Genomic DNA, 23,487 nt, shown 5'->3' on the forward strand with positions numbered 1-23,487 from the left:
TTGCTAGTTGGCCAGGCGCCGCAACAGCGCCACGCGCTCGGCGATCGCGTCGATGTCGAGTGCGTCTTCGGCGTTGGCGAGGTAGGTCTCGAGGTCGAACACGGCCAGCGCCGCATGGCCCTGCTCGGCATGCGCCACGCCGCGGTCGCGGTGCTCGCCCCAGGCGCTGGGCAAGAGCGCAATGAGGCGGTTCTGCACCGCGATGTAGCGCGGCCAGTCTTCCTGCGCGTGGTGCACTTCCTTCAGGTTGCGCAGCATGCGCGCAATGATCTCGCGCGGGCTCGCCGGCTGCAGGTACAGGCCCAGCGGCACGTCGAACTCGCCGACCAGCCCGTTGCCGCGCTTGTAGGGCTCGAGCCGCTCGCCCAGCTCCTCGCGCGAGAGCGACTTGCCGGTGAACGGATCGATCACGACCTGCCCCTTGGGCAGCGTGACCTTGACCATGAAATGCCCCGGAAAGCTGATGCCGCGCGTTTGCAGCCCGAGGCCCTGCGCCAGTTCCATCCACAGCACGGCCAGCGAGATCGGAATGCCGCGGCGGGTGCGCAGCACGGCGTTCAGGTAGCTGTTGTCGGGGTCGTAGTAGTCGTTGACGTTGCCGCCGAAATTCAGGTCGCTGAAGAAGAACTGGTTCAGCGCGCGCAGCCGGGCCAGCGGCGCGGCGTCGGCCGGCAGGCGGCGCTTGAGGCGCGCGAGCAGCTGGTCGACGTCGCCCAGCACCTGCTGCACGTCGAGTTCGGGGTATTCGTCCTGCGCGATGCTGGCGGCCGCCTCGAGCAGCGGAAAGTGGTCATCGCTGCCGACCAGCGACTCGAAATATTCCAGTGCCGTGGGAACCTGGTAGCTGAACGTCATATGGCTTTGTAGAGGAGCCCGCGGGGAGCGTCAAGGCAGTGGTTTTCCGGCTCGCCAACGGCACCTTAACGGCGCATGAAACTGCGAAGGCGCACGCCCGTGGCCGTGAGCACGGCGAAATAGAGCAGCGCGGCGCCGGCGATGAGCGCGGCCAAGAGGCCGATGCGGTGCAGGCGTTGCGCGCGCAGGCCGACCCAGTCGAAATAGTGCGCGCCCCAGGCCAGCAAAACCGCCAGCACCACGGTGCCCAGCAGCACCTGCAGCGCGAACTTTCCCCAGCCGGGCTCGGGGGTGTAGCTGCCGCGGCGGACCAGGCCGATCAGCAGCCACAGCGCGTTGACCAATGCACCGATGCCGATCGTCAGCGTCAGCGCCGCGTGCTGCAGCAGCGGCACCAGGAAGAAGTTGAGCACCTGGGTGAGCACCAGCACGCACACGGCGATCAGCATGGGCGTGCGCGTGTCGTGCTTGGCGTAGTAGCCGGGCGCGAGCACCTTCACCGCAACGAGGCCGACCAGCCCCACGCCGTAGCCCATGAGCGCCACGGTGGTGCGGCCCACGTCTTCGCCGGTGTAGGCGCCGTTGTGGAACAGCACAGCCACCAGCGGCTTGGCGAACAGCAGCAGCGCCACGGCGCACGGCGCCGCCAGCAGCACCACGAGCCGCAGGCCCCAGTCGAGCAGCGACGAGTAACGCGCGTCGTCTTTTGCGGCGCGGGCGCCCGCGAGCTGCGGCATCAGCACCACGCCGAGCGCGACGCCGAGCATGGCGGTGGGAAATTCCATCAGCCGGTCGGCGTTGGTGACCCAGGTCACGCTGCCGGTGGCCAGGTGCGAGGCGATCTGCGTGTTGATGAGCAGCGAGATCTGCGCCACGCTCACGCCCAGCAGCGCCGGCAGCATGAGCTTCATGACCTTGCGGGTGGTCGGATCGGTCCACGCGGTGCGCAACGCCTTGAAGCTGGCGCCGATGCGCGGCATGAGCCCCAGCGCGCGCAGCGCCGGAATCTGCAGGGCCAGCTGCAACACGCCGCCGACCATCACGCCCACGCACTGGGCGTAGATCGGCTCGATGCCATAACGGCGGAACAGCGGCGCGCCGACCGAGATCGACAGGATCAGCGCAATGTTGAGCAGCACCGGCGACGCCGCCGGCACCGCGAACTTGCGCCAGGTGTTGAGAATGCCGCCCGCCAGCGCCACCAGCGACATGAAGCCGATGTAGGGGAACATCCAGCGCGTCATGACCACGGCCGCGTCGAAGCCCTGCAGCCCGCTGGCCATGGCCCAGACCAGCAACGGCGCGCCGGCCACGCCCGCCACGCACAGCACCACCAGGGCCCAGGTCAGCAGCGTGGCGACGTGATCGACCAGCTCCCGGGCGCCCTCTTGTCCCGCTTCGGCCTTGCGCGCGGCCAGCACCGGCACGAAGGCCTGGCTGAAGGCGCCCTCGCCGAACACGCGGCGGAACAGGTTGGGGATGCGAAAGGCGACGTTGAACGCATCGGTGAGCGCGCTGACGCCGAAGACCGAGGCAAAAAGCACGTCGCGCACGAGGCCCGTGATCCGCGAAGCGAGGGTCAGCAGGGAGACGGTGGAGGCGGATTTGAACAGGGACACGGGGGCGAGTGTAGGGCTCCGAAAGGTGACAAAAGCAGGCAATTCGGCAAAAACCGGAACCCGGCCTATAATGGAGGGCTTTGCTGCATCATCCTCAGACACCTAAGGAACACTAAATATGGCATCCGCCAAGCCCAAGAAGAAGAACCCCCGCCTCGCGTCGGGCCGCAAGCGCGTCCGCCAGGACGTCAAGCTCAACGCTGCGAACACCTCGCTGCGTTCCAAATACCGTACCGCTGTCAAGAACGTCGAAAAGGCTGTTCTGGCTGGCGACAAGACCAAGGCAAGCGAACTGTTCGCGAAGGCCCAGAGCATCGTCGACACCGTCGCCGACAAGGGCATCTTCCACAAGAACAAGGCAGCCCGCGACAAGAGCCGCCTGTCGGCCAAGGTCAAGGCCCTCGCCCTCGCGCCTGAAAAGGCCGCAGCCTGACACCTGTCAGGCAAGCCCGGACCGGAATTCTCCAGTCCGCCGTTTGATCGGGGTGCGCTGCAGCAAGCAAAAGTGAAAAACCGCCTTCGGGCGGTTTTTTCATGGGCGCTCGAAAACCGACAAGGCAAGGGCGACCCGCGTAGCCCAAAAAAAAGACCTGGAAGTCAGGTCTTTGTGGGAGGGGGCGGCGTGTCCGCCGGATCGGGCACCAGGCAGGCCTCGGCCACCTGGAGGTTGTTGTCTTTCGCGAAGTTCACGCAGAAGTCCCAGGCCATGGGTTCGGCGTCGCGCAGGGCACGGTTCACCACCACGCATTTCACGCCGTTGATGGTCGTGGGAATGCACCAGGGCGAGTAGCTCAGGTGGCTGCCCGGGTAGGCGCCGCCGGGGCGGAAGGAGCACATGACGCCGGCGAGGCGTTCGGCCCAGTCGCTGGGGCGAAAAGTGCGGCCATCGTGGGTGATGCCCTGGATGAAGATTTCTTTGGCGTTGGGGGAAATCATCGTGAAGTGAGGCGACCGGAACAGGTGCTGCGGTGCAGCAAGCGATTGTATCCGCGGCCCTTTTTGCATCCTGAATGGGGGGCATTGCTGTGATGCGGAATCCTCAACGAAGCCGTCAAATCGCACGCCTAGAATTCGTGTTCCCTATCTGGAGTACCGAATGAGCGCCACCGCCCAGCAACCCACCTCGCCCCACGTCATGAACACCTACGGTCGCCTGCCGATCGCGCTGTCGCACGGCCAGGGCTGCCGAGTCTGGGACACCACGGGCAAGGCGTACCTCGACGGCCTGGGCGGCATTGCCGTCAACACGCTGGGCCACAACCACCCCGAGCTGGTGCCCGCGCTGCAAGACCAGCTGACCAAGCTGATCCACAGCTCCAACTACTACCACGTGACCGGCCAGGAACAGCTCGCCGCCAAGCTCACCGAACTGTCGGGCCTGACCAACGCCTTCTTCTGCTGCACCGGCCTGGAAGCCAACGAAGCCGCGCTGAAGCTGGCGCGCAAGTTCGGCCACGACAAGGGCATCGAGCGCCCAGAGATCGTCGTCTACGAGGCCGCCTTCCACGGCCGCAGCATCGCCACGCTGTCGGCCACCGGCAACCCCAAGGTGCAGGCCGGCTTCGGCCCGCTGGTCGAGGGCTTCATCCGCGTGCCGCTGAACGACATCGAGGCGCTGAAGAAGGCCACCGAAGGCAACCCGAACGTGGTCGCCGTGTTCTTCGAAACCATCCAGGGCGAAGGCGGCATCAACCCGATGCGCGTCGACTACCTGAAGCAGGTGCGCGCGCTGTGCGACGAGCGCGACTGGCTCATGATGATCGACGAAGTGCAGTGCGGCATGGGCCGCACCGGCAAGTGGTTCGCGCACCAGTGGGCGGGCATCCTGCCCGACGTGATGCCGCTGGCCAAGGGCCTGGGCTCGGGCGTGCCGATCGGCGCCGTGGTCGCAGGCCCCAAGGCCGCCAACATCTTCGGCCCGGGCAACCACGGCACCACCTTCGGTGGCAATCCGCTGGCGATGCGCGCCGGTGTGGAAACCATCCGCATCATGGAAGAGCACAAGCTGCTCGAAAACGCCGCCACCGTGGGCGCGCACCTGAAGGCCGCGCTGGAACGCGAAATCGGCGGCCTGCCGGGCGTGAAAGAAATCCGCGGCCAGGGCCTGATGCTGGGCATCGAGCTCGACCGTCCCTGCGGCGTGATCCTGAACCGCGCCTGCGACGCCGGCCTGCTGCTGAGCGTCACCGCCGACAAGGTGATCCGCCTCGTGCCGCCGCTCATCCTGAGCATTGCCGAAGCCGACGAGATCGTTGCGATCCTCGCGCCGATCGTCAAGACCTTCCTCTCGGAGCCCGTTGCGCAATGACGACCGCCGCCGCACCGAACGCCCTGCGCCACTACCTGCAGTTCTCGGACCTCACGGCCGACGAATACGTCTACCTCTTCGATCGCATGGCGATCATCAAGAAGAAGTTCAAGACCTACGAAAAGCACCAGCCGCTGACCGACCGCACGCTGGCCATGATCTTCGAGAAGGCCAGCACGCGCACCCGCGTGAGCTTCGAGGCCGGCATGTACCAGCTCGGCGGCAGCGTGGTGCACCTGACCACGGGCGACAGCCAGCTCGGCCGCGCCGAGCCCATCGAGGACAGCGCCAAGGTCATCAGCCGCATGGTCGACCTGGTGATGATCCGCACCTACGAGCAGACCAAGATCGACAACTTCGCCGCGCACTCGCGCGTGCCCGTGATCAACGGCCTGACCAACGAGTTCCACCCCTGCCAGATCCTGGCGGACATCTTCACGTACATCGAGCACCGCGGCTCGATCCAGGGCAAGACGGTGGCGTGGGTCGGCGACGGCAACAACATGGCCAACACCTGGCTGCAGGCCGCTGAAATTCTGGGCTTCACCGTGCACGTGAGCACGCCCAGCGGCTACGAGGTCGACCAGTCGATCGCCGGCATCCGCTCGGGCGACAGCTACAAGGTCTTCAAGGACCCGATGGAAGCCTGCCGCGGCGCCGACCTCGTCACCACCGACGTCTGGACCAGCATGGGCTACGAGGCCGAGAACGAGGCGCGCCGCAAGGCCTTCGCCGACTGGTGCGTCGACGAGGACATGATGCGCATCGCCCAACCCGACGCCCTCTTCATGCACTGCCTGCCCGCGCACCGCGGCGAGGAAGTGCAGGCCGAGGTCATCGACGGACCGCAGTCGGTCGTGTGGGACGAGGCCGAGAACCGCCTGCACGCGCAGAAGGCGCTGATGGAGTTCCTGCTGCTCGGCAGGCTCTGACATCGCGCCACTGAACCCACGGAGCGCCGCATGGAGCTGATGAACCGCTACCTGCCGCGCTACCAGTTCGCGGAGACGCACAGCCTCCATGTGCCCGCGTCGCCCGCGCGCGTGCTCGACATGGCGGCCCGGCCCGAGATCACCGACGACCCCGTGGCGCGCAGCCTCATCGCGCTGCGCGAACTGCCGAACCGACTGGCCAGCCGGCTCGGCCTCGCCGCTCCCACGCTGCGCCAGCGCGAGGCCTTCGGCTTTGCCGACTTCACGCCGCTGGGACGCGACGGCGAGCGCGAACTGGCCTTCGGGCTGGCCGGCCGCTTCTGGCGCTTCGACTACGGGCTGGTCCCGCTGGCCGACGGCCCCGCCTTCGCGGCGCTCGATGCCACGGGCCTCGCCAAGCTGGTGCTTCACTTCACGGCGGAACCTGAAGGCGCGGGCACGCGCCTCACCACGCGCACGCGGGTCTGGTGCGGCGACGCCGCGGCGCAGCGCCGCTTCACCGCCTACTGGCTGCTGATCCGCCCCGCGAGCGGGCTGATCCGCCGCCGCATGCTGCAACGCGTGCGTGACGCCGCGCTGCTCGCCTCATGAATCCCTGCCAGACCTGCGGCGCCTGCTGCGCCGCCTACCGCGTCGACTTCAGCGTCTACGAGCTCGACGACAACGGGGGCCGCGTGCCCTCAGGCCTCGCGGTCGACGTGAACGACGCCCTGTGCCGCATGCGCGGCACCGACCACACGCCGCCGCGCTGCGCCGCGCTCACCGGCAAGATCGGCCAGTCGGTGGCCTGCGGCATCTACGAATGGCGCCCGAACCCCTGCCACGAGCTGCAGGCCGGCAGCGACGCCTGCCAGCGCGCGCGCCTGCGGCATGGGCTCGCCATGCTGTCCGACGAGCTGCACTGACGATTCAAGCAACGGGCACCGGCAACCCGCCCAGCTGCCCCTTGAACTCCTGCAATGAAAAATGCGTCTGCACGTGGCGCACGCCCGGCAGGCGGTGCAGCTTGCGCTGCAGCAGGTCGGAGTAAGCGTCGAGGTCCTTCGCGACCACCACGAGGATGAAATCCGCCGGCCCCGAGATGCCGTGGAACATCACCACCTCGGGAATCGCGCACACCGCGTCCTCGAAGGCGCGCGACGAAATCTCGGTCTGGTGGTCGATGCCGACCATCACGAAGGCCAGCACGCCGAATCCCAGCGCGCGCCGGTTCAGGCCCGCGTGGTAGCCACCGATCACGCCGTCGTCTTCCAGCTTCTTCACCCGCCGCCAGCACGGCGACTGCGACAGGTGCGCCATCTGCGCCAGCTCGCCCGAGGTCAGGCGGGCGTTGTCCTGCAGCGCGCGCAGCAGCTGGAGGTCGGTTCGGTCGAGGTCGGCTTGCATGATCTGTTCTCCAATTCCCGTTGATTGAATAGATTATTCAATCTTTCGATGATTGATGGATAACTTCTCGACTCAAGACAGTTACTGCGCATAGCATTCGGCACCCGCCGGCCCCTTGTGGAGCGTCTCCAACCGGCCCACACTGCCCTTTTTCTTCCTTCGCCTTGCCGCCCGCCATGACCGCCCCGCTCCGACTCTGGGACATCTCCGCCCCCGTGCACGCCGGCAGCCCGGTGTTCCCGGGCGACACGCCGTATTCGCAGCAGTGGTGCGCCACCATCGGCCCGGGCTGCCCGGTCAACGTGAGCGCGATCACGCTGTCGCCGCACGTGGGCACCCATGCCGACGCGCCGCTGCACTACGCCCCCGAAGGCCAGACCATCGGCCAGGTCGACCTCACGCCCTTCCTCGGCCCCTGCCGCGTGATCCACGCGATCGGCCGCGGCCCGCTGGTCACCTGGGCGCACATCGCGCATGCCGTGACCGACACGCTGCCCCCGCGCGTGCTGGTGCGCACCTACCCCGCCATGCCGGTCGACCGCTGGGACCCGCAGCTCGCGGCCTACGAACCCGCCACCGTCGAGCGCCTGGCGGCCATGGGCGTGAAGCTCATCGGCATCGACACCGCCAGCATCGACCCGGCCGACAGCAAGACGCTCGACAGCCACCAGCGCATCCGCCACCTCGACCTGCGCGTGCTCGAGAACCTCGTGCTCGACACCGTGCCCGAGGGCGACTACGAACTCATCGCGCTGCCGCTGAAGCTGACGAGCGCCGATGCCTCCCCCGTGCGCGCCGTGCTGCGCGAACTTCCCCGCTGAAACCACCCCCTTCCATGACGACGACCCTTGCCGACTGCCGCGCCCTCGACGCGCAAGACCCGCTGCGCACCCTGCGCGACCAATTCACCCTGCCCGAAGGCGTGCTCTACCTCGACGGCAACTCGCTCGGCGTGCTGCCCAAGGCCGCGCCCGCGCGCATCGCCGAAGTGGTCGCCAAGGAATGGGGCGAAGGCCTGATCCGCTCCTGGAACACCGCGAGCTGGTTCGACCTGCCGCAGCGCCTGGGCGACAAGGTGGCCCGCCTGATCGGCGCCGCGCCCGGCGAGGTGGTGTGCACCGACAGCACGTCCGTCAATCTCTACAAGGTGCTGTTCGCGGCGCTCTCGCAGCAGAAGGCCGAGGAAGCGCCGGGCCGCTCCCAAGCTTCCTCGCCCCCCTCGGGGGACGGACTCGGCGTGCCGAGTCCTGGGGGCTCACAGTCCCGCCGCAAGCTGGTGGTCAGCGAGCGCAGCAACTTCCCGACCGACCTGTACATCGCCGAATCGCTGTGCCGCGAACGCGGCTTCACGCTGAAGCTGATCGACGCGAGCGAACTGGCCACTGCGCTGACCGACGAGGTCGCCGTGCTGATGCTCACGCACGTCAACTACCGCACCGGCGCCATGCACGACATGAAGGCCGTCACCGCCGCCGCGCACGCGGTGGGCGCGCTCACCGTGTGGGACCTGGCGCACAGCGCAGGCGCCGTGCCCGTCGCGCTCAACGACAGCGACGCCGACTACGCGATCGGCTGCGGCTACAAGTACCTCAACGGCGGCCCCGGCGCGCCGGCCTTCGCCTGGGTCAACACCAAGCACGCAGGCCAGTTCGAGCAACCGCTGTCCGGCTGGTGGGGCCATGCGGCGCCCTTCGAGTTCACGCCGCACTACCGCCCTGCGCCCGGCGTCGGCCGCTACCTGTGCGGCACGCAACCCGTCATCGCGCTGGCCGGCCTCGAATGCGGCCTGGACACCGTGCTCGCCGCCGAAGCCTTCAACGGCACCGGCGGTGCGATGGCCGCGCTGCGCACCAAGTCGCTCGCGCTCACCGACCTGTTCATCCGCCTGGTCGAAGAACGCTGCGCAGGACAAGGCCTCTCGCTCGTCACGCCGCGCGACCATGCGCAACGCGGCTCGCAGGTGTGCCTCAGCCGCGAAGAAGGCGCCTACGCCATCGTGCAGGCGCTGATCGCGCGCGGCGTGATCGGCGACTACCGCGCTGGCGATTCGCAGATGCCCGACATCCTGCGCTTCGGCTTCACGCCGCTGTATGTCGGCTTCGAGGATGTGTGGCACTCGGTCGAACACCTCGTGCAGGTGCTCGAAACCGGCGAGTGGCGACGCGCTGAATTCAACCGCAAGAACGCAGTGACATGAGCACCGACCACGACAACAAGACCCCCGAGACGATCGTCCACGAAGAGAAGGCGCAGCTGGATTTCAGCGCGTCGATGAGCTACGGCGACTACCTGCATCTCGACGACATCCTGAATGCACAACATCCGCTGTCGCCCGCGCACGACGAGATGCTGTTCATCGTGCAGCACCAGACCAGCGAGCTCTGGATGAAGCTCATGCTGCACGAGCTGCACGCCGCCGTGCGCTGCATCGCGCAAGAGCGGCTGCCCGACGCCTTCAAGATGCTCGCGCGCGTGAGCCGCATCATGGAACAGCTGGTGAGCGCATGGACCGTGCTCTCGACCATGACGCCGCCCGAGTACACGGCCATGCGCCCCTACCTCGCCAACTCCAGCGGTTTTCAGAGTGCGCAGTACCGCTGCATCGAGTTCCTGCTCGGCAACAAGAACGCCGCCATGCTCAAGCCGCACGCGCACCGCGCCGACCTGCTCGCGCAGGTCGATGCCGCCTACCGCGCGCCCTCGCTGTACGACGAATCGCTGCGCCTGCTCGCACGCCACGGCCTGCCCGTGCCCGCCGAACGGCTCGAGCGCGACTGGACCCAGCCCTATGAATCGAGCGACGGCGTCGAAGCGGCCTGGCTCACGGTCTATCGCAATCCGCACGACCACTGGGACCTGTACCAGCTCGGCGAAAAACTCACCGACCTCGAAGACGCCTTCCGCCTCTGGCGCTTCCGCCACGTGACCACCGTCGAACGCGTGATCGGCTTCAAGCGCGGCACCGGCGGCACGGGCGGCGTGAGCTACCTGCGCAAGATGCTCGACGTGGTGTTGTTCCCCGAAATCTGGAAGCTGCGCACCGACTTGTAGTGCGACATGCGGGGCTCGCAGCGGCCCCGGGCGAACGAGGGTTGCTCCATCGGCGCAAAGCGCTACATTTTGGAGAACACGGAGGCTGCTGCCATGAACAACGACACCTCGTTCTCTGCCGAAGAGCTCTCCACCCTGCGCGAACACGGCGTCGTGCTCTTCGCCGATCGCGTGATCTTCGACGCGCAGCCGCCGATGCCGCAGCAGCAGATCGATGCCGTGCAGGCGCTGTGCGCCGGCCCGCTGCCCGAAGCGCTGGTCGCGCTGTGGCAGCACACCGCGGGCGGGCGTCTCGACTACGACCTGGCGCTGCCGATGAACGGCAACGTCGAAAGCGTCAGCTGGTCAGAATTGTTCTGGGACGGCAGCGATGGCTACCGCGACCTGCAGGGCTGGATCGAACACGAACAGGAACTCGCCGAGGAAGCGGCCGAAGACAGCGGCACGCCCTGGAGCGGCAAGCTCACGCACCTGCCCTTCGGTGGCTTCGAGTACTGCGACCGCATCTACGCGGTGGTCGAGCCCGGCGCCACGCACGGCCAGATCATCGCGTGGAAGCAAGGCCTGCCGCCGGCCTGGACCCACGCGCTGCACGAAGACGGATTGAGCCCCGTCGCCGCCGACCTGCACGGCGCCTTCGCGGCGCTGCATCTCGACGAAGACCCGCTGGCGCCGACGGGCGACTACTTCTCAGGGCAAGCGCTGCTCGCCTACCTCGACGACCGCCACGAAGGCTACGGGCTCGACCTCGACCTGATGGACAAGCTGGTCACCTTCTATTGCCGCGCCATCGTCGACTGGCGCACGCCGCTCGCCGACGGAACGCTGCGCCATCACCCCGCCCTCGCACGCGCGGCGCTGCGCCACGCGATCGCCGCCGACGACGCCGCGCTGGTCGCCGACCTCGCCGCCGCGGGCCTGAACTTCGAAGGCCCGCATGAAGGCAGTGCACTCGCCACCGACGTGGCGGTGGGACACAGCGCCTTCGCCGCCGCGGCAGCGCTGGTGCGTGCAGGCGCGCCGGTGGCATCCGACGTGCTGCGCAACATCGACGGCCAGATATCTCCCGAGCTCACGCGCGCCCTGCTGGACAACGGCGCCGAACCGACCGTCGCCGCCATCGTGAAATGCGCGGCCTGCGGTGCGCCCGCCAGCGCGCACCTGATCGCCGACGCCTGCACGCAGATCGGCATCGACGTGCCGCCGGCCTTCGTGGCCGATCGGGACGCGATGTTGGTCGAGCTGGAAACCACGCTCGCGCAGATGCGCGATGGGACGCAGGGGCATTACCTGGGGCAGGAAGGTCTGGCGGAGCGCATCGAGCATCTGCAGACTTTTCGGCTCTGACGTTTTTTCAGGGCGACGCTCCCGCCGACGGGGAGCCTTGCTCCGCGAATGTCCTCCGCCCTTCGGGCTTCCGCCGCTCCCCCTTGGTTTCGCTGCGCAAGGCACCCCATCGACGTGAGCGCGTTCAGAGCCGCCGTTGATCGATCAGCACAACGACAGCGCCCGGCGTGCTCAGGACACTGGGTGCTTCCCGCAGCGAAATCAAGGAGGAGCGAAGCGGGGGACATTCGCGGAGGGAAGTACCCGGTGGCCTGGGCACGCGCCCTGAATCAACCGCCGTACAGCCAGGGCTGATCGAGCAACCGGGAGCCCAACACCCGCATCGCCATGTCGCGCCCAAAGCGCACCGCACCCGTGGCATGAAAGATCTCGCCGTTGCGCCGCGCACGCGCCTGCACTTGCGCGTTGCGCTCCCAGCGCGCTTCGGCATAGCGTGCGAACGCAGCCGGCACACCCAACGCAGAGGTATCGCCCAAAGCGTGCGCCAATGCGACCGCATCTTCGATCGCCATGCCAGCACCTTGCGCGAGGTACGGCACCATCGGATGCGCCGCATCGCCCACCAGCGCCACGCGCTCATGCGCCATGTCGCCAGGACCGGCGACGGGCGCGCGATCGCTCAGCGTCCACGCACGCCAACTCGGCATCGCATCGAGCAACGACTGAAGGCTCGCACAGCTGCGACCCATGGCACTCTTCAGCGCCGCAAGGCTGCTGGCTTGGTCCCAATCGCGCGCATCGCCAGCCGGTGCAGATTCGGCAATCACCACGACGTTGAGCGCATCGCCCGCACGCACCGGGTACGCGACCGCGTGCAAACGCGGCCCGAGCCACACATCGACGCGCGAACGACGCAGCGCCGCAGGCAGGTCGGCCTGGCGCACCAACGCACGCCACGCCGTGTGGCCGGTCACGCGCGGCGGCGCTTCGGCGGATTCGGATTCGAGCTGCGCGCGCACCAGGCTCCACAGGCCGTCGGCGCCCACCAGCGCCTCGCCCTCCCACGCGCGCGCGTCGGTGCTCGAGACGCAGACGAGGTCGTCGCTGGTCTCGACCTGGCGGATGCGCGCGGCCGTCACCAGCGAGCCCGTGCCCTGTGCGCGCACGGCATCGAGCAGCAGCGTGTGAAGGTCGGCGCGGTGCACGCAGCAGTACGGCGCGCCGTAGCGTTGTTGCATGGCGTCGCCCAGCGGCATGCGCGCCAGTTCGGCGCCGCTGCCGGCGCTGTGGACCACGAGCGCATCGGGGCGCGCCGCGATGGCCGCGAGGCCGCGGCCGAGGTCGAGTTGGTGAAGGCGGCGGGTGGCGTTAGGGCCGAGCTGCACGCCGGCGCCAATTTCGCCGAAGTCGGCGGCCTGTTCGAAAACGTCGGCGCGGTGGTGGGCGCGGGACAGCGCCAGCGCCGTGGCCAGCCCTCCGATCCCGCCGCCTGCGACGAGGATGTGCGCGGGCATCGGACTCAGCGTCCGGTGCTCGGCGTGGGGCTGTGGCTGTCGGCCGGCTCGGCGCCGGCGGGTTTCTTGGGGGCACAGCTGCCGCAGCTGTCGCACGAGCCGCAGCCCGAGGTCTTGGCCAGCGAAGCGGCGAGCTGATCGGCGCGGGTCTGATCGATGAGGCCCGCGCGCTGCGTGCCGGCCGCGAGCTTGCGCGCGGCACCGCGGCGCCAGCCGGCGGGCATCCAGCGCCAGACCGCGTAGAGCGCGGCGGCCGCGACGATCAATCCGACGATCAGTTGCTGTGTCATGTCTTCTTCAACCTTTTCCCTGTGTCCCTGTGGTTTTACCCCGCTCCGAAAGCGAGTGCAATGCGATAGGTCAAGAAGCATGCCACGTATGCCAGGGCGAATAAGTAGCCCGCCATGATCCACACGTATTTCCACGAGCCGGTTTCGCGCTTGACGGCCGCGAGCGTCGAGATGCACTGCGGCGCGAACACATACCAGACCAGCAGCGACAGCGCGGTCGCGAGCGACCAGCTGCCGGCGATGAGCGGCTCCAGCGCGGTGGCCACGTCGTCGCCAGTGGCCGAGAGCGCGTACACCGTGCCCAGCGCGCCCACCGCGACTTCGCGTGCGGCCATGCCCGGCACCAGCGCGATCGAAATCTGCCAGTTGAAACCGATGGGCGCAAAGATGTGCTCCAGCCCGCGGCCGATCATGCCGGCCAGGCTGTACTGAATGGCGGGGCCGGTCGCGCCTTCGGGCGGCGACGGGAAGGTCGACAGGAACCACAGCAGGATCGTGAGCGTGAGGATGATCGTGCCCACGCGCTGAAGGAAGATCCATGCGCGTTCGTAGAGTCCCACGACCAGGTTTCGAGGGCTGGGCCAGCGGTAGGCCGGCAGTTCCATCAACAGCGGCGAGTGCCGCGTGCTGTCGCGGAAACGCTTCATGACCCAGGCCACGGCCATCGCCGAGACGATGCCGAACACATACAGCGCGAACAGCACCACGCCCTGCAGGTTGAAGATGCCGCCCACGGTGCGCGCCGGAATGAAAGCCGCGATCAACAGCGCATACACCGGCAGCCGCGCCGAACAGGTCATGAGCGGCGCGATCATGATGGTCGTGATGCGGTCGCGCCAGTTGCTGATGGTTCGCGTGGCCATCACGCCCGGAATGGCGCAGGCAAAGCTCGACAGCAGCGGAATGAACGAACGGCCCGACAGGCCGACGGTGCCCATCATGCGGTCGAGCAGGAAGGCCGCGCGCGGCAGGTAGCCGGAATCTTCCAGTGCCAGGATGAACAGGAACAGGATCAGGATCTGCGGCAGGAACACGATCACGCCGCCCACACCGGCAATGACACCGTCGACCAGCAGGCTCTGCAGCATGCCTTCGGGCATGTGCGTCTTGATGACGTTGCCCAGCCCTTCGGTGGCCGCCTTGATCGCGTCCATCGGCACGTTGGCCCAGCTGAACACGGCCTGGAACATCAGGAACATGGTGACGGCCAGCACCAGCATGCCCCACACCGGGTGCATCACGACGCGGTCGATGCGGTCGCTGGTGTCCAGGCTGCCCACGGGCTCCTTCACGGCCAGGCCGAGGATGCGGCGCACCTCGCGCTGCGTGGCGAGCACGTCGTCCAGGCCCGGCGCCTTCCAGGGCTGCGGCGCAGCGGCGGCCACGGGCTGGTCGAGGGCTGCGAGCAGATGCTTCGCACCGCCGCTGTGGACGCCCACGGTCTCGATCACCGGCACGCCGAGTTCGCGCGAGAGCACGGCCGTGTCGACCGTGATGCCCTGCTTCTTGGCCATGTCGGTCATGTTGAGCGCCACCACCATCGGCAGGCCCAGCTGGCGCGCTTCGAGCACCAGGCGCAGGTTCAGGCGCAGGTTGGTGGCGTCGGTCACGCACACGAGCAGGTCGGGCAGGTCCTCTTTGCTTTGGCCGGTGACGATGTCGCGCGTGACGGCCTCGTCGGCGCTCAGTGCGTTCAGGCTGTAGGCGCCCGGCAGGTCGAGCACGAACACGCGGCGGCCGGTCGGCGTGCGCAGCGTGCCTTCCTTGCGCTCGACGGTCACGCCGGCGTAGTTGGCCACCTTCTGGCGGCTGCCGGTCAGCAGGTTGAAGAGCGCGGTCTTGCCGCAGTTCGGGTTGCCCAGCAGCGCGATGCGCCCGGGCTGTGCGGTGGCGCCGAGGCGGCCCGGCCCCTGGATGACGGCTTCAACCATGGTTCGCAGCCCCCGGCGTGACGTGGATCAGCGCGGCCTCGTGGCGGCGGAGTGCGAAGGTGGTGTGGCCAAGGCGCACGGCCAGCGGCTCCCGGCCCGGGGTGCCGGTGGCGACGATGCGCACGGCCTCGCCCGGCACGAAGCCGATTTCGGTCAGGCGCAGCACCAGCTCGCGGTCGTCCGCGCTGTCGGGACGGGCCACGTCGAGCACGGTGGCCCACTGATGGGACGGAAGCTGGTCGAGGCTCAGCGCGGTGGTGGTCGGCGCTGCGCCGAGGTCGTTGTTTCGCACGGTGGGGGTTGCGCCCCCCAGAAACACCGGGGCACGCCAGTAAGCAAAAGCCAGATGCTAGCAATTCTCACTCGCGAAAACCTGACCAACCCCAAAAAGTGGTGGGTCAGGCGGAAATGAGTGCCTCCCTCTGGGCCGGACTCAGTTCAATCCGAGCATCCCGCGCAGTTTCGACAGGTCTTCGGCCAGCGTATTCACCCGCCCAGCCAGCATCTTGCGGTCGCGCTCGGTGAGCTTCGCATAGGTTTCGAAGCCGCCATCGGCCGTGCGGTACTTGGCCAGCGTGTCGAACACCACCTTGAAGTTGGCGTCGGCCTTCTCGGCGAACGGCTTGTCCTGCTTCACGACCAGCGGGCGCAGCAGCTCGACGATCTTGTAGGCGCCCTCGAAGTTCGACTGGAAGTCCCACAGGTCGGTGTGGCTGTAGCGGTTTTCCTCGCCGGAGATCTTGGTGGCGGCCACTTCTTCCATCAGCACGGCGGCGCCGCCCACGACCTTCTCGGGCGGGAAGGTCAGCGCGCCCAGGCGCTTCTGCAGCTCGAGCACGTCGGCCAGCAGCTTGTCGGCCACGGGGTTCAGGTCCTTGGTGCTCTTGAGCGTCCACAGGCCGTACTCGATGCGGTGGAAGCCGATGAAGGCCGGGTCTTTCTCGGCCTTCTCGTGGTCGTCCGCGCGCGAGTCGATCGACTGGTCGAGGTCGGTGAACAGCTCCGCCACCGGCTCCACGCGTTCGTAGCTGGTGCGCGTGGGCGCGTAGAGCTTCTTGGCCTTCTCGATGTCGCCGGCCTTCACGGCGGCGGTGAACACGCGCACGTCGGCGGCCAGCTTGCGCACGTTCTGCGTCACGTAGAGCTTGTAGTCCGAGATCGGACCGACCAGCTCGAGCGGCGACACGGCGGCCTGCGCGCCCACGGCATGAAGGCCGGCAAAGCCTGCGACGAAAGCGGCGAGGAAGCGGCGGCGGAACAGCACGGTCATGGATCTCCTTGGGTGCGATGCGGTGGTGATGAAAAGTGAGTGAGAGATCAGGCGGCCAGCAGGCTGCGCCCGAGCCAGTCGTCGGCGCCCTGCACGCCGGGCAGCGTGAAGAAGAAGCCGCCGCCGATGGGCTTGATGTATTCCTCGAGCGGCTCGCCGTCCAAGCGGGTCTGCACGGCGACAAAGCCCTTCTCGAGGTCGGCCTGGTAGCAGATGAACAGCAGGCCCATTTCGAGCTGGCCCGACTTGGTGACGCCGTTCGAATAGTTGAAAGGCCGGCGCAGCATCAGGTTGGCGTCCGAGGCCTTGGTGCGCGGGTTCGCCAGGCGGATGTGCGCGTCCATCGGCGTCGCCTTGCCTTCAGGGTCTTTCGTGTAGTCGGGCACGTCGTGCTCGGTCTTGCCGCCGTCCAGCGGCGCACCGCTGGGCTTGAGGCGGCCCATGATGGCCTCCTGCTCCTGCAGCGGCGTGCGGTCCCAGCGCTCGACGAAGTTGCGGATGATCCGCACCGCCTGGTAGCTGCCGCCCACGGCCCACGCGGGCTCGTCGCCGTTCGGCTGCACCCAGACGTGCTTGTTCATGAGCGTGTCGTCCGCCGAGTCGGGGTTGGCCGAGCCGTCGCGAAAACCAAGGAAGTTGCGCGCGCTCTCCGCGGGCTGGCCCGCCACGGCCGGAATCGGCGGCACGGAGCCTTCCTGCTTCCAGTGCAGCACCAGCAGGTCGGGCGTGTTCTTGATGATGTCGCGCAGCGCGTGGATGTTGGTGTCGGGCGTGTTGGCGCAGAACTGGATCGACAGGTCGCCGTGGCACAGCGCGGCGTCGAGCGCGTCGTTCGGATGGCGCTGCATCGGGTTCAGGCGCAGCGGCTTTTTCTTGACGAGGCCGAAGCGCTCGTCGAACAGCGACGCGCCGACCGACACGGTCACGGTGAGCCCGTCGGGCTGCACCACCGGGCCGAGGATGCCGGAGCCCGCGGGCGGCAGCTTGGGGTCGGGGTCGGTCTGCGGGCCGCCCTGCGTGAGAAAGGCGATGCGCTCGGTGAGCGTGCGCATCAGCCGCTCCAGGTCGGCGCGGTGCTCGGCCAGCACGTAGAACGAGGCGATCATGCCGGCCGTGGGGCGCGGCGTGACGACGCCCGCCTGGTGCTTGCCGCGGAAGGGCACGCGGTCTTGCGTGTGGGTGCTCTGCGGCGCGTCGGTGACCTGCGCACCGCTGTCGGGCGGGCCCGGCATGGCCGCGCCGGCGCGCGCGGCGGCCGCGAGCCCGGCAAAGGCCACGCCCGCGGCGCCGAGCATGCGGCGGCGGTGCGGCGAGGCGGGATGTCCCGCGACGGGGACGTCGTTCTTCTTCGTCGGTTCCATGGGATCGTCGTTCTCTCTCAACTCATTCCAACCCGAGCGCGGCGTTCACCTTGCCCAGTTCCTCGGCCAGCGCGCGCACGGGCACGGCCAGCGCCTGGCGCTGCGCCTCGTCCAGCGGCGCAGGCTTGAAGCCTTCGCCCGCGCGGTACGGCGCCAATGCGGCGTCGAAGGCGGCGAAGCGCTCGTCCACCGCCTTCTGCTGCGCGGGCGCGGCCTTCACGAGCAGCGGCTGCAGCAGGTCGGCGATCTTCTTGGTGCCTTCGTAGCTGCCCTGCAGGTTCACCAGCTCGGCGTGGCCGTAGTGGTCTTCGCCGCCGGCCGGCAGGTTGTCGGCCACGCGGCGCAGCAGCTTCGAGGCGGCGCTCGCGAGCCGCTCGGGCGGCACGCTCAACGCGCGCAGGCGCGTCTGCAGCGTCTCGGTGTCGGCCAGCAGCTGGTCGAGAACGGACGCCAGCGCCTTCGCGTCACCCTGCGCGTACAGCGCGTACTCGATGCGATGGAAGCCGCTGAAGCCCGGGTCGGCCTCGCGCTTCTCGAAGTAGTCGGCGCGGGCGTTGATGCGCGCGTCGAGGTCGGCGAACAGCTCGGCCATCGGCTCGATGCGCTTGTAGGCCTGGTGGGCCGGCGCGTAGAGCGCACGCGCCTGCGCCAGGTCGCCGGCCTTGACGGCATGGGCCAGCGCGCGCACCGCATCGTCGAGCGTGGCAGCCTCCAGCCGCAGAAACACCTGGTACTCGGCCAGCGCGCCCACGTAGTTGACGAGCGAGGGCCGCGCCTCTTCGGCCAGCGAGGCCGCCGACGGCGTGACATGCAGCTTGCCGCGCGGGTTGCTCAGCAGGCCGCAGGTGATGGCGAAATCGCCCGGCGAGAGCTTGACCGTCATGGTCTGCGAGAAGCCGGGCGCGATGTTCTCGCGCTCTTCGACCACCATCACGCCGTCGAGAATTTCCCACTCGAGCGCGCGGTTCGACTGGTTGACGATGGTGAAGGTCGTGCGGCCCGCAGGCACGGTGATGTCGTTCGGGTCGCAGGCGTTGCCGCGAATGGTGACGGTGACCGCATGGTCGGTCGCCTTGGGCGGCGCCTTGCGCGCCTGGTTCGAGGCGTACCAGAAGGCCGCGAGGCCGGCGACGACCAGCAGCGCCGAGGCGCCCACGGCGACGCGCATGAGCGTCGATGACGAAGAAGAAGAGGAAGAAGACATCGGGGAAAGAGATCAGCCGGCGGTCGCCGTGCGCGGCGCCGCGGCAGCCGCCGGGCGCAGGAAGAAGAACAGGGCCACAGCCAGGAAGGCCAGGTAGACGATCACCTCGCCCACCACGGGCGCGGCCTGGTAGCCCAGCAGGCCCGACAGCACGGCGCCCACGGGGCTGTCCATCGGCAGGGTTTCGCTCATGTCGAACACCACGGTCTGCAGCTGGTTCCATACGCCGGCCTCGTGCAGCTTGCGCAGCACGCCGGCCAGCAACCCGGCTGCGACCAGCAGGATGAACAGGCCCGTGAAGCGGAAGAAGCGGCGCAGATCGAGCCGCACGCCGCCCGAATAGATGCCCCAGCCGACCACCACCGACACGGCGATGCCCGCGAGCGCGCCCACGGGTGCTTCCCAGCCGGTGCTCTGCTGGAACACGGCCAGCAGGAAGAAGACCGACTCCAGCCCCTCGCGCGCGACCGCGAGAAACACCATGCCGATGAGCGCCCAGCCCTGCCCGTCGGCATGCTGCGCCAGCGCCTTGTCGATGGATGCGTGCAGCTCGCCCTTGATGGAGCGGGCCGCCTTGCGCATCCAGAACACCATCGTGGTCAGCATGACCACGGCGATGAGCCCCACCACGCCTTCGAACAGCTCCTGCTGCTTCTGCGGAAACTCGGCCGCCAGCAGTTGCAGGCCGGCGCCGGCAAACAGCGACAGCGCAGTGGCCAGCAGCACGCCGACCCACACCGCGGGCATCAGCACGCCGCGACCGCTTTGTTTCAGGTAACTGGCAACGATGCCGACGATCAGCGCGGCTTCGATGCCTTCGCGCAGCATGATGAGAAAGGGAATGAGCATTTCGGAGCAGAAGAATGTCCTTTGAAAATGCCCCGATGTGGTGCATTTTTCAAAGAACGGCCCGAGGATACCCCATCAAATAAGATTTATTCTCAATTAGGGGTATTCGACCCCGCCCCGCTCACAGGGGCAGTTCGACGATGCGCGCGCTGACCGTGTCGCCGTCGACGATCAGCTCGGCCCCGGCGATAGGCAGCTTGAATCGGCGTGGGCCGGCGCTGCCCGGGTTGACGTAGAGCACGCCGCCGCGCTCCTCGACCTTCGGTTGGTGCGAGTGCCCGGAGACCACGACACGCACGCCGGCACCGGCGGGGTCGATGTCGATCTGAGAAAGGTCGTGGATCGCGTAGACATACACGTCGCCGACCTTCAGGAATGCCGTCTCCGGAATGGCCTCGGCCCACGCCTCGCGGTCGTTGTTGCCGCGCACCACCGTCAGCGGCGCGATCGCGGCGAGTGTGTCGAGGATGCCGGCGTCGCCGATATCCCCGCCATGCACGATGAAGTCGCAGCCTTGCAAGGCCGCCACGGCCTGCGGGCGCAGCAGGCCGTGGGTGTCGGAGATGAGCCCGACGCGGATCAAGCCCGACCCGTCAGGCCGCCAGCAGCTGCCGCAGCACGAACGGCAGGATGCCGCCGTGCTTGTAGTAATCGACCTCGATCGGCGTGTCGATGCGCAGGCGCACCGTCACCTCCTGGTGCGTGCCATCGGCGCGGTGCACGACCAGCTTCACGTCCATCTGCGGCTTGAGTTCGCCGCCGATCACGACGTCGATCTTTTCCTCGCCCGTGAGGCCCAGCGTCTGCCACGAATCGGCGCCGCGGAACTGCAGCGGCAGCACGCCCATGCCGACCAGGTTGGCGCGGTGGATGCGCTCGAAGCTGCGCGCCACCACGGCCTTGATGCCCAGCAGCTGCGTGCCCTTGGCGGCCCAGTCGCGCGACGAGCCGGTGCCGTACTCCTCGCCGCCGAACACGATGGTCGGCGTGCCCGCTTCCATGTACTTCATGGCGGCGTCGTAGATGAACATCTTCTCGCCGCCCGGCTGGAACAGCGTGACGCCGCCCTCTTCCTGCGTGCCATTGGCGTCCGGCGGAATCATCAGGTTCTTGATGCGCACGTTGGCGAAGGTGCCGCGCACCATCACGTCGTGGTTGCCACGGCGCGAACCGTAGCTGTTGAAGTCGGCCTTGGCCACGCCGTTGGCCTTGAGCCAGATGCCCGCGGGCGAGCTTTCCTTGATGGAGCCGGCCGGCGAGATGTGGTCGGTGGTGATCGAGTCGCCGAACAGCGCCATGACGCGCGCGCCCTGGATGCCCGCGTCGGACGCGTGCGGCTGCATCTGGAAGCCTTCGAAGAACGGCGGCTCGGCGATGTAGGTCGAGGTGGGCCAGTCGTACACCTGGCCGGTCGTGCCCTTGATGCTCGTCCAGAACTTGCCCGGATCGGACTTCACCTTCTCGTAGTTCGCACGGAACGACTTGGCGTTCATCGCGAAGCGCAGGTTGTCGTCGATCTCCTTGGGCGTGGGCCAGATGTCGCCCAGGTACACGTCCTTGCCGCCCTTGCCCTTGCCCACGGGCTGGGTCATGAGGTCGGTCAGCACGTTGCCCGCGATGGCGAAGGCCACCACCAGCGGCGGCGAGGCCAGGAAGTTGGCCTTCAGGTTCGGGTGGATGCGCGCCTCGAAATTGCGGTTTCCCGACAGCACGGCCGCGCCGATGAGGTCGTTCTTGGTGATGGCGTCGTTGATCTCGGGCGTGAGGTCGCCGGCGTTGCCGATGCAGGTGGTGCAGCCGTAGCCCGCGAGGTAGAAGCCCAGCTTTTCGAGGTACGGCAGCAGGCCCGCTTTCTCGAGGTATTCAGTGACGATGCGCGAGCCCGGCGCCAGCGAGGTCTTGATGTGCGGCTGCACCTTCAGGCCCGCTTCCACCGCCTTCTTGGCCAGCAGGCCGGCCGCGAGCATCACGCTCGGGTTGGAGGTGTTGGTGCACGAGGTGATGGCGGCAATGAGCACGTCGCCGTTGCCGATGGTGACCTGCCCCTTGGGCGCGGGCGGTGCCGAAGCGCTCGTGTGGGCCGCGGCCTTGGTCGAACGGTTGGCGACCATCTCGACCACCTCGCGCGGCGCGCCGGCGGGCGGCGGCGCGGCTTCTTCGTCGCCGCCCTGGCCGGCGGCGACCAACGGGTAGCGCTGCTTGAGCTTGTCGGCCGGCTGGTTGAAGCCGTTGGCGTCGTTGGGCTTGCTGTACAGCTCGGCGAACTTGGTCGACAGGTCGCCCAGGTTGATGCGGTCCTGCGGGCGCTTGGGGCCGGCCAGGCTCGGCGAGACGGTGCCCAGGTCGAGCTTGACGATCTTGGTGTAGTCGATGTCGCCCGGCGCGGGCATGCCGAACAGGCCCTGCGCCTTGTAGTAGGCGGCGAAGCGCTCGACCTCTTCCTTGGTGCGGCCCGTGCCTTCGAAGTACGCCACGGTCATCTCGTCGACCGGGAAGAAGCCCATGGTGGCGCCGTACTCGGGCGCCATGTTGCCGATGGTGGCGCGGTCGGGCACCGCGATCGATGCGGCGCCGGGGCCGAAGAATTCGACGAACTTGCCCACCACCTTTTCGGCGCGCAGGATGGCCGTGACGTACAGCACCAGGTCGGTGGCCGTGACGCCTTCGCGCAGCTTGCCGGTGAGCTCGAAGCCCACCACGTCGGGCGTCAGCATGTAGACCGGCTGGCCCAGCATGGCGGCCTCGGCCTCGATGCCGCCCACGCCCCAGCCGACCACGCCCACGCCGTTGATCATGGTGGTGTGGCTGTCGGTGCCCACGAGCGAGTCGGGGTAGTACACCGGCGTGTCGCTCTTGTCGGCCGGGCTCTTGTAGACGCCGCGCGCAAAGTACTCGAGGTTGACCTGGTGCACGATGCCGAAGCCCGGCGGCACGACGCCGAAGGTGTCGAAGGCCTGCATGCCCCACTTCATGAACTGGTAGCGCTCGTTGTTGCGCTGGAACTCCAGCTTCATGTTCAGGTCGAGCGCCTTGGGCGTGCCGTAGTAGTCGACCATCACCGAGTGATCGACCACCAGGTCGACGGGCACCAGCGGCTCGATGGTCTTGGGCGACTTGCCCAGCTTGGCGGCCACGCTGCGCATGGCGGCCAGGTCGGCCAGCAGCGGCACACCGGTGAAGTCCTGCAGCACCACGCGGGTGACGACAAACGGAATTTCGTCGGTGCGCTCGGCATTGGGCGCCCAGTGGGCCAGCTCTTCGACGTGCTTGGCCGACACCTTCTGGCCGTCGCAGTTGCGCAGCACCGACTCGAGCACGATGCGAATCGACACCGGCAGGCGTTCCACGGACGGGTACTGCTTGGCCAGCTCCTTCAGCGACCAGTACTTGCCGGACTTTCCCGACGCGGTCTTGAAGGTCTTGAGGGTGGACGCAAACGCGTGCGCCGGGGCTTTGGCCATGAGAGGACTCCTGTGTGTTCGTGGAAGCCTCTCAAGGATAGCGAGGTTCAATGTCAGTCGTTGTAGTCAGTCTTCCTTGTCGGGCTCTCTCAAGACTATGGTTCTCATAGCAAAAATGCCCGCCACACGGGGTGCGGCGGGCGTGCAGCGGACGTATGGCGGACGGTCA

Annotated in this window: 23 protein-coding genes; 9 read left to right on the forward strand and 14 right to left on the reverse strand. The window is 67.9% G+C overall.

Annotation, left to right across the window (positions count from 1 at the left end; translation table 11 throughout):
• Positions 1–3 precede the first annotated feature (3 nt).
• Both RZE79_RS23455 and murJ read right to left on the reverse strand, forming a co-directional pair.
• Positions 4–855 carry a SirB1 family protein gene (locus tag RZE79_RS23455; RefSeq protein ID WP_153282532.1) on the reverse strand — a complete coding sequence of 284 codons (852 nt, stop codon included), beginning with the start codon at positions 853–855 and terminating at the stop codon, positions 4–6.
• Between the two features lie 65 nt (positions 856–920).
• Positions 921–2,474 carry a murein biosynthesis integral membrane protein MurJ gene (gene murJ / locus RZE79_RS23460; protein ID WP_319357060.1) on the reverse strand — a complete coding sequence of 518 codons (1,554 nt, stop codon included), beginning with the start codon at positions 2,472–2,474 and terminating at the stop codon, positions 921–923.
• 118 nt (positions 2,475–2,592) lie between these two features.
• Between murJ and rpsT the strand changes: the two genes are divergently transcribed.
• Positions 2,593–2,907 carry a 30S ribosomal protein S20 gene (rpsT, locus tag RZE79_RS23465; protein WP_056571937.1) on the forward strand — a complete coding sequence of 105 codons (315 nt, stop codon included), beginning with the start codon at positions 2,593–2,595 and terminating at the stop codon, positions 2,905–2,907.
• A 164-nt stretch (positions 2,908–3,071) separates the two neighbouring features.
• Here the strand turns inward: rpsT and RZE79_RS23470 are convergent, their stop codons facing one another.
• Positions 3,072–3,410, reverse strand: a complete 339-nt coding sequence (locus RZE79_RS23470; protein ID WP_319357061.1) for a DUF3579 domain-containing protein — start codon at positions 3,408–3,410, stop codon at positions 3,072–3,074.
• Positions 3,411–3,570: 160 nt separating this feature from the next.
• On the opposite strand from RZE79_RS23470, the gene RZE79_RS23475 reads away from it, so the two are divergent.
• Genes RZE79_RS23475 through RZE79_RS23490 form a run of 4 tightly spaced genes read left to right on the forward strand, consistent with a single transcriptional unit; the run spans position 3,571 to position 6,619 of the window.
• Positions 3,571–4,782: an aspartate aminotransferase family protein gene (locus tag RZE79_RS23475; protein WP_192193060.1), complete on the forward strand. Its 1,212-nt coding sequence runs from the start codon at positions 3,571–3,573 to the stop codon at positions 4,780–4,782.
• Positions 4,779–5,714, forward strand: coding sequence for an ornithine carbamoyltransferase (gene argF / locus RZE79_RS23480; RefSeq protein ID WP_153282528.1), 936 nt, complete (start codon positions 4,779–4,781; stop codon positions 5,712–5,714). The genes RZE79_RS23475 and argF overlap by 4 nt, the downstream gene beginning before the upstream one ends.
• A gap of 30 nt (positions 5,715–5,744) precedes the next feature.
• A complete protein-coding gene (locus tag RZE79_RS23485) occupies positions 5,745–6,305 on the forward strand; it encodes a hypothetical protein (protein WP_319357062.1) in 561 nt (186 codons plus the stop codon).
• Entirely contained in the window at positions 6,302–6,619 is a 318-nt protein-coding gene (locus RZE79_RS23490; RefSeq protein ID WP_319357063.1) for a YkgJ family cysteine cluster protein, read from the forward strand. The genes RZE79_RS23485 and RZE79_RS23490 overlap by 4 nt, the downstream gene beginning before the upstream one ends.
• Positions 6,620–6,623: 4 nt before the next feature.
• Here RZE79_RS23490 and RZE79_RS23495 read toward each other — a convergent pair whose 3' ends face one another.
• Positions 6,624–7,100, reverse strand: a complete 477-nt coding sequence (locus RZE79_RS23495; protein ID WP_062477192.1) for an Lrp/AsnC family transcriptional regulator — start codon at positions 7,098–7,100, stop codon at positions 6,624–6,626.
• A gap of 176 nt (positions 7,101–7,276) precedes the next feature.
• Between RZE79_RS23495 and kynB the strand changes: the two genes are divergently transcribed.
• The 4 genes from kynB to RZE79_RS23515 all read left to right on the forward strand — a co-directional run bounded on the left by kynB (position 7,277) and on the right by RZE79_RS23515 (position 11,498).
• On the forward strand, positions 7,277–7,921 hold the full coding sequence (gene kynB / locus RZE79_RS23500) for an arylformamidase (protein ID WP_319357064.1): 645 nt from the start codon (positions 7,277–7,279) through the stop codon (positions 7,919–7,921).
• Positions 7,922–7,935: 14 nt separating this feature from the next.
• A complete protein-coding gene (gene kynU, locus RZE79_RS23505; protein ID WP_319357065.1) occupies positions 7,936–9,297 on the forward strand; it encodes a kynureninase in 1,362 nt (453 codons plus the stop codon).
• On the forward strand, positions 9,294–10,151 hold the full coding sequence (gene kynA, locus RZE79_RS23510) for a tryptophan 2,3-dioxygenase (RefSeq protein ID WP_319357066.1): 858 nt from the start codon (positions 9,294–9,296) through the stop codon (positions 10,149–10,151). Before kynU ends, kynA begins: the two co-directional genes overlap by 4 nt.
• Positions 10,152–10,244: 93 nt before the next feature.
• Positions 10,245–11,498 (forward strand): SMI1/KNR4 family protein, encoded by a 1,254-nt coding sequence (locus RZE79_RS23515; protein ID WP_319357067.1) that lies wholly within the window; start codon positions 10,245–10,247, stop codon positions 11,496–11,498.
• A 269-nt stretch (positions 11,499–11,767) separates the two neighbouring features.
• Here RZE79_RS23515 and RZE79_RS23520 read toward each other — a convergent pair whose 3' ends face one another.
• The 10 genes from RZE79_RS23520 to RZE79_RS23565 form a co-directional block, all read right to left on the reverse strand.
• Positions 11,768–12,952: an FAD-dependent monooxygenase gene (locus tag RZE79_RS23520; protein ID WP_319357068.1), complete on the reverse strand. Its 1,185-nt coding sequence runs from the start codon at positions 12,950–12,952 to the stop codon at positions 11,768–11,770.
• 5 nt (positions 12,953–12,957) lie between these two features.
• On the reverse strand, positions 12,958–13,242 hold the full coding sequence (locus tag RZE79_RS23525) for a DUF6587 family protein (RefSeq protein ID WP_153282519.1): 285 nt from the start codon (positions 13,240–13,242) through the stop codon (positions 12,958–12,960).
• 35 nt (positions 13,243–13,277) lie between these two features.
• Positions 13,278–15,173 carry a ferrous iron transporter B gene (locus RZE79_RS23530; RefSeq protein ID WP_319357069.1) on the reverse strand — a complete coding sequence of 632 codons (1,896 nt, stop codon included), beginning with the start codon at positions 15,171–15,173 and terminating at the stop codon, positions 13,278–13,280.
• A complete protein-coding gene (locus RZE79_RS23535) occupies positions 15,166–15,465 on the reverse strand; it encodes a FeoA family protein (protein WP_070062301.1) in 300 nt (99 codons plus the stop codon). The genes RZE79_RS23530 and RZE79_RS23535 overlap by 8 nt, the downstream gene beginning before the upstream one ends.
• Positions 15,466–15,606: 141 nt before the next feature.
• Positions 15,607–16,443 (reverse strand): iron uptake system protein EfeO, encoded by an 837-nt coding sequence (gene efeO, locus RZE79_RS23540; RefSeq protein ID WP_319357070.1) that lies wholly within the window; start codon positions 16,441–16,443, stop codon positions 15,607–15,609.
• A 47-nt stretch (positions 16,444–16,490) separates the two neighbouring features.
• Positions 16,491–17,804, reverse strand: a complete 1,314-nt coding sequence (gene efeB / locus RZE79_RS23545; RefSeq protein WP_319357071.1) for an iron uptake transporter deferrochelatase/peroxidase subunit — start codon at positions 17,802–17,804, stop codon at positions 16,491–16,493.
• 22 nt (positions 17,805–17,826) lie between these two features.
• Positions 17,827–19,008 (reverse strand): iron uptake system protein EfeO, encoded by a 1,182-nt coding sequence (gene efeO / locus RZE79_RS23550; RefSeq protein WP_319357072.1) that lies wholly within the window; start codon positions 19,006–19,008, stop codon positions 17,827–17,829.
• A 12-nt stretch (positions 19,009–19,020) separates the two neighbouring features.
• Positions 19,021–19,857 carry an iron uptake transporter permease EfeU gene (gene efeU / locus RZE79_RS23555; RefSeq protein ID WP_099795612.1) on the reverse strand — a complete coding sequence of 279 codons (837 nt, stop codon included), beginning with the start codon at positions 19,855–19,857 and terminating at the stop codon, positions 19,021–19,023.
• A gap of 121 nt (positions 19,858–19,978) precedes the next feature.
• Positions 19,979–20,440 (reverse strand): metallophosphoesterase family protein, encoded by a 462-nt coding sequence (locus RZE79_RS23560; RefSeq protein ID WP_319357073.1) that lies wholly within the window; start codon positions 20,438–20,440, stop codon positions 19,979–19,981.
• Positions 20,441–20,450: 10 nt separating this feature from the next.
• A complete protein-coding gene (locus tag RZE79_RS23565; RefSeq protein ID WP_319357074.1) occupies positions 20,451–23,318 on the reverse strand; it encodes an aconitate hydratase in 2,868 nt (955 codons plus the stop codon).
• Between the last annotated feature and the right edge of the window lie 169 nt (positions 23,319–23,487).

The sequence above is a fragment of the Variovorax sp. EBFNA2 genome, assembly GCF_033802765.1.
Classification (GTDB): domain Bacteria; phylum Pseudomonadota; class Gammaproteobacteria; order Burkholderiales; family Burkholderiaceae_C; genus Variovorax; species Variovorax paradoxus_H.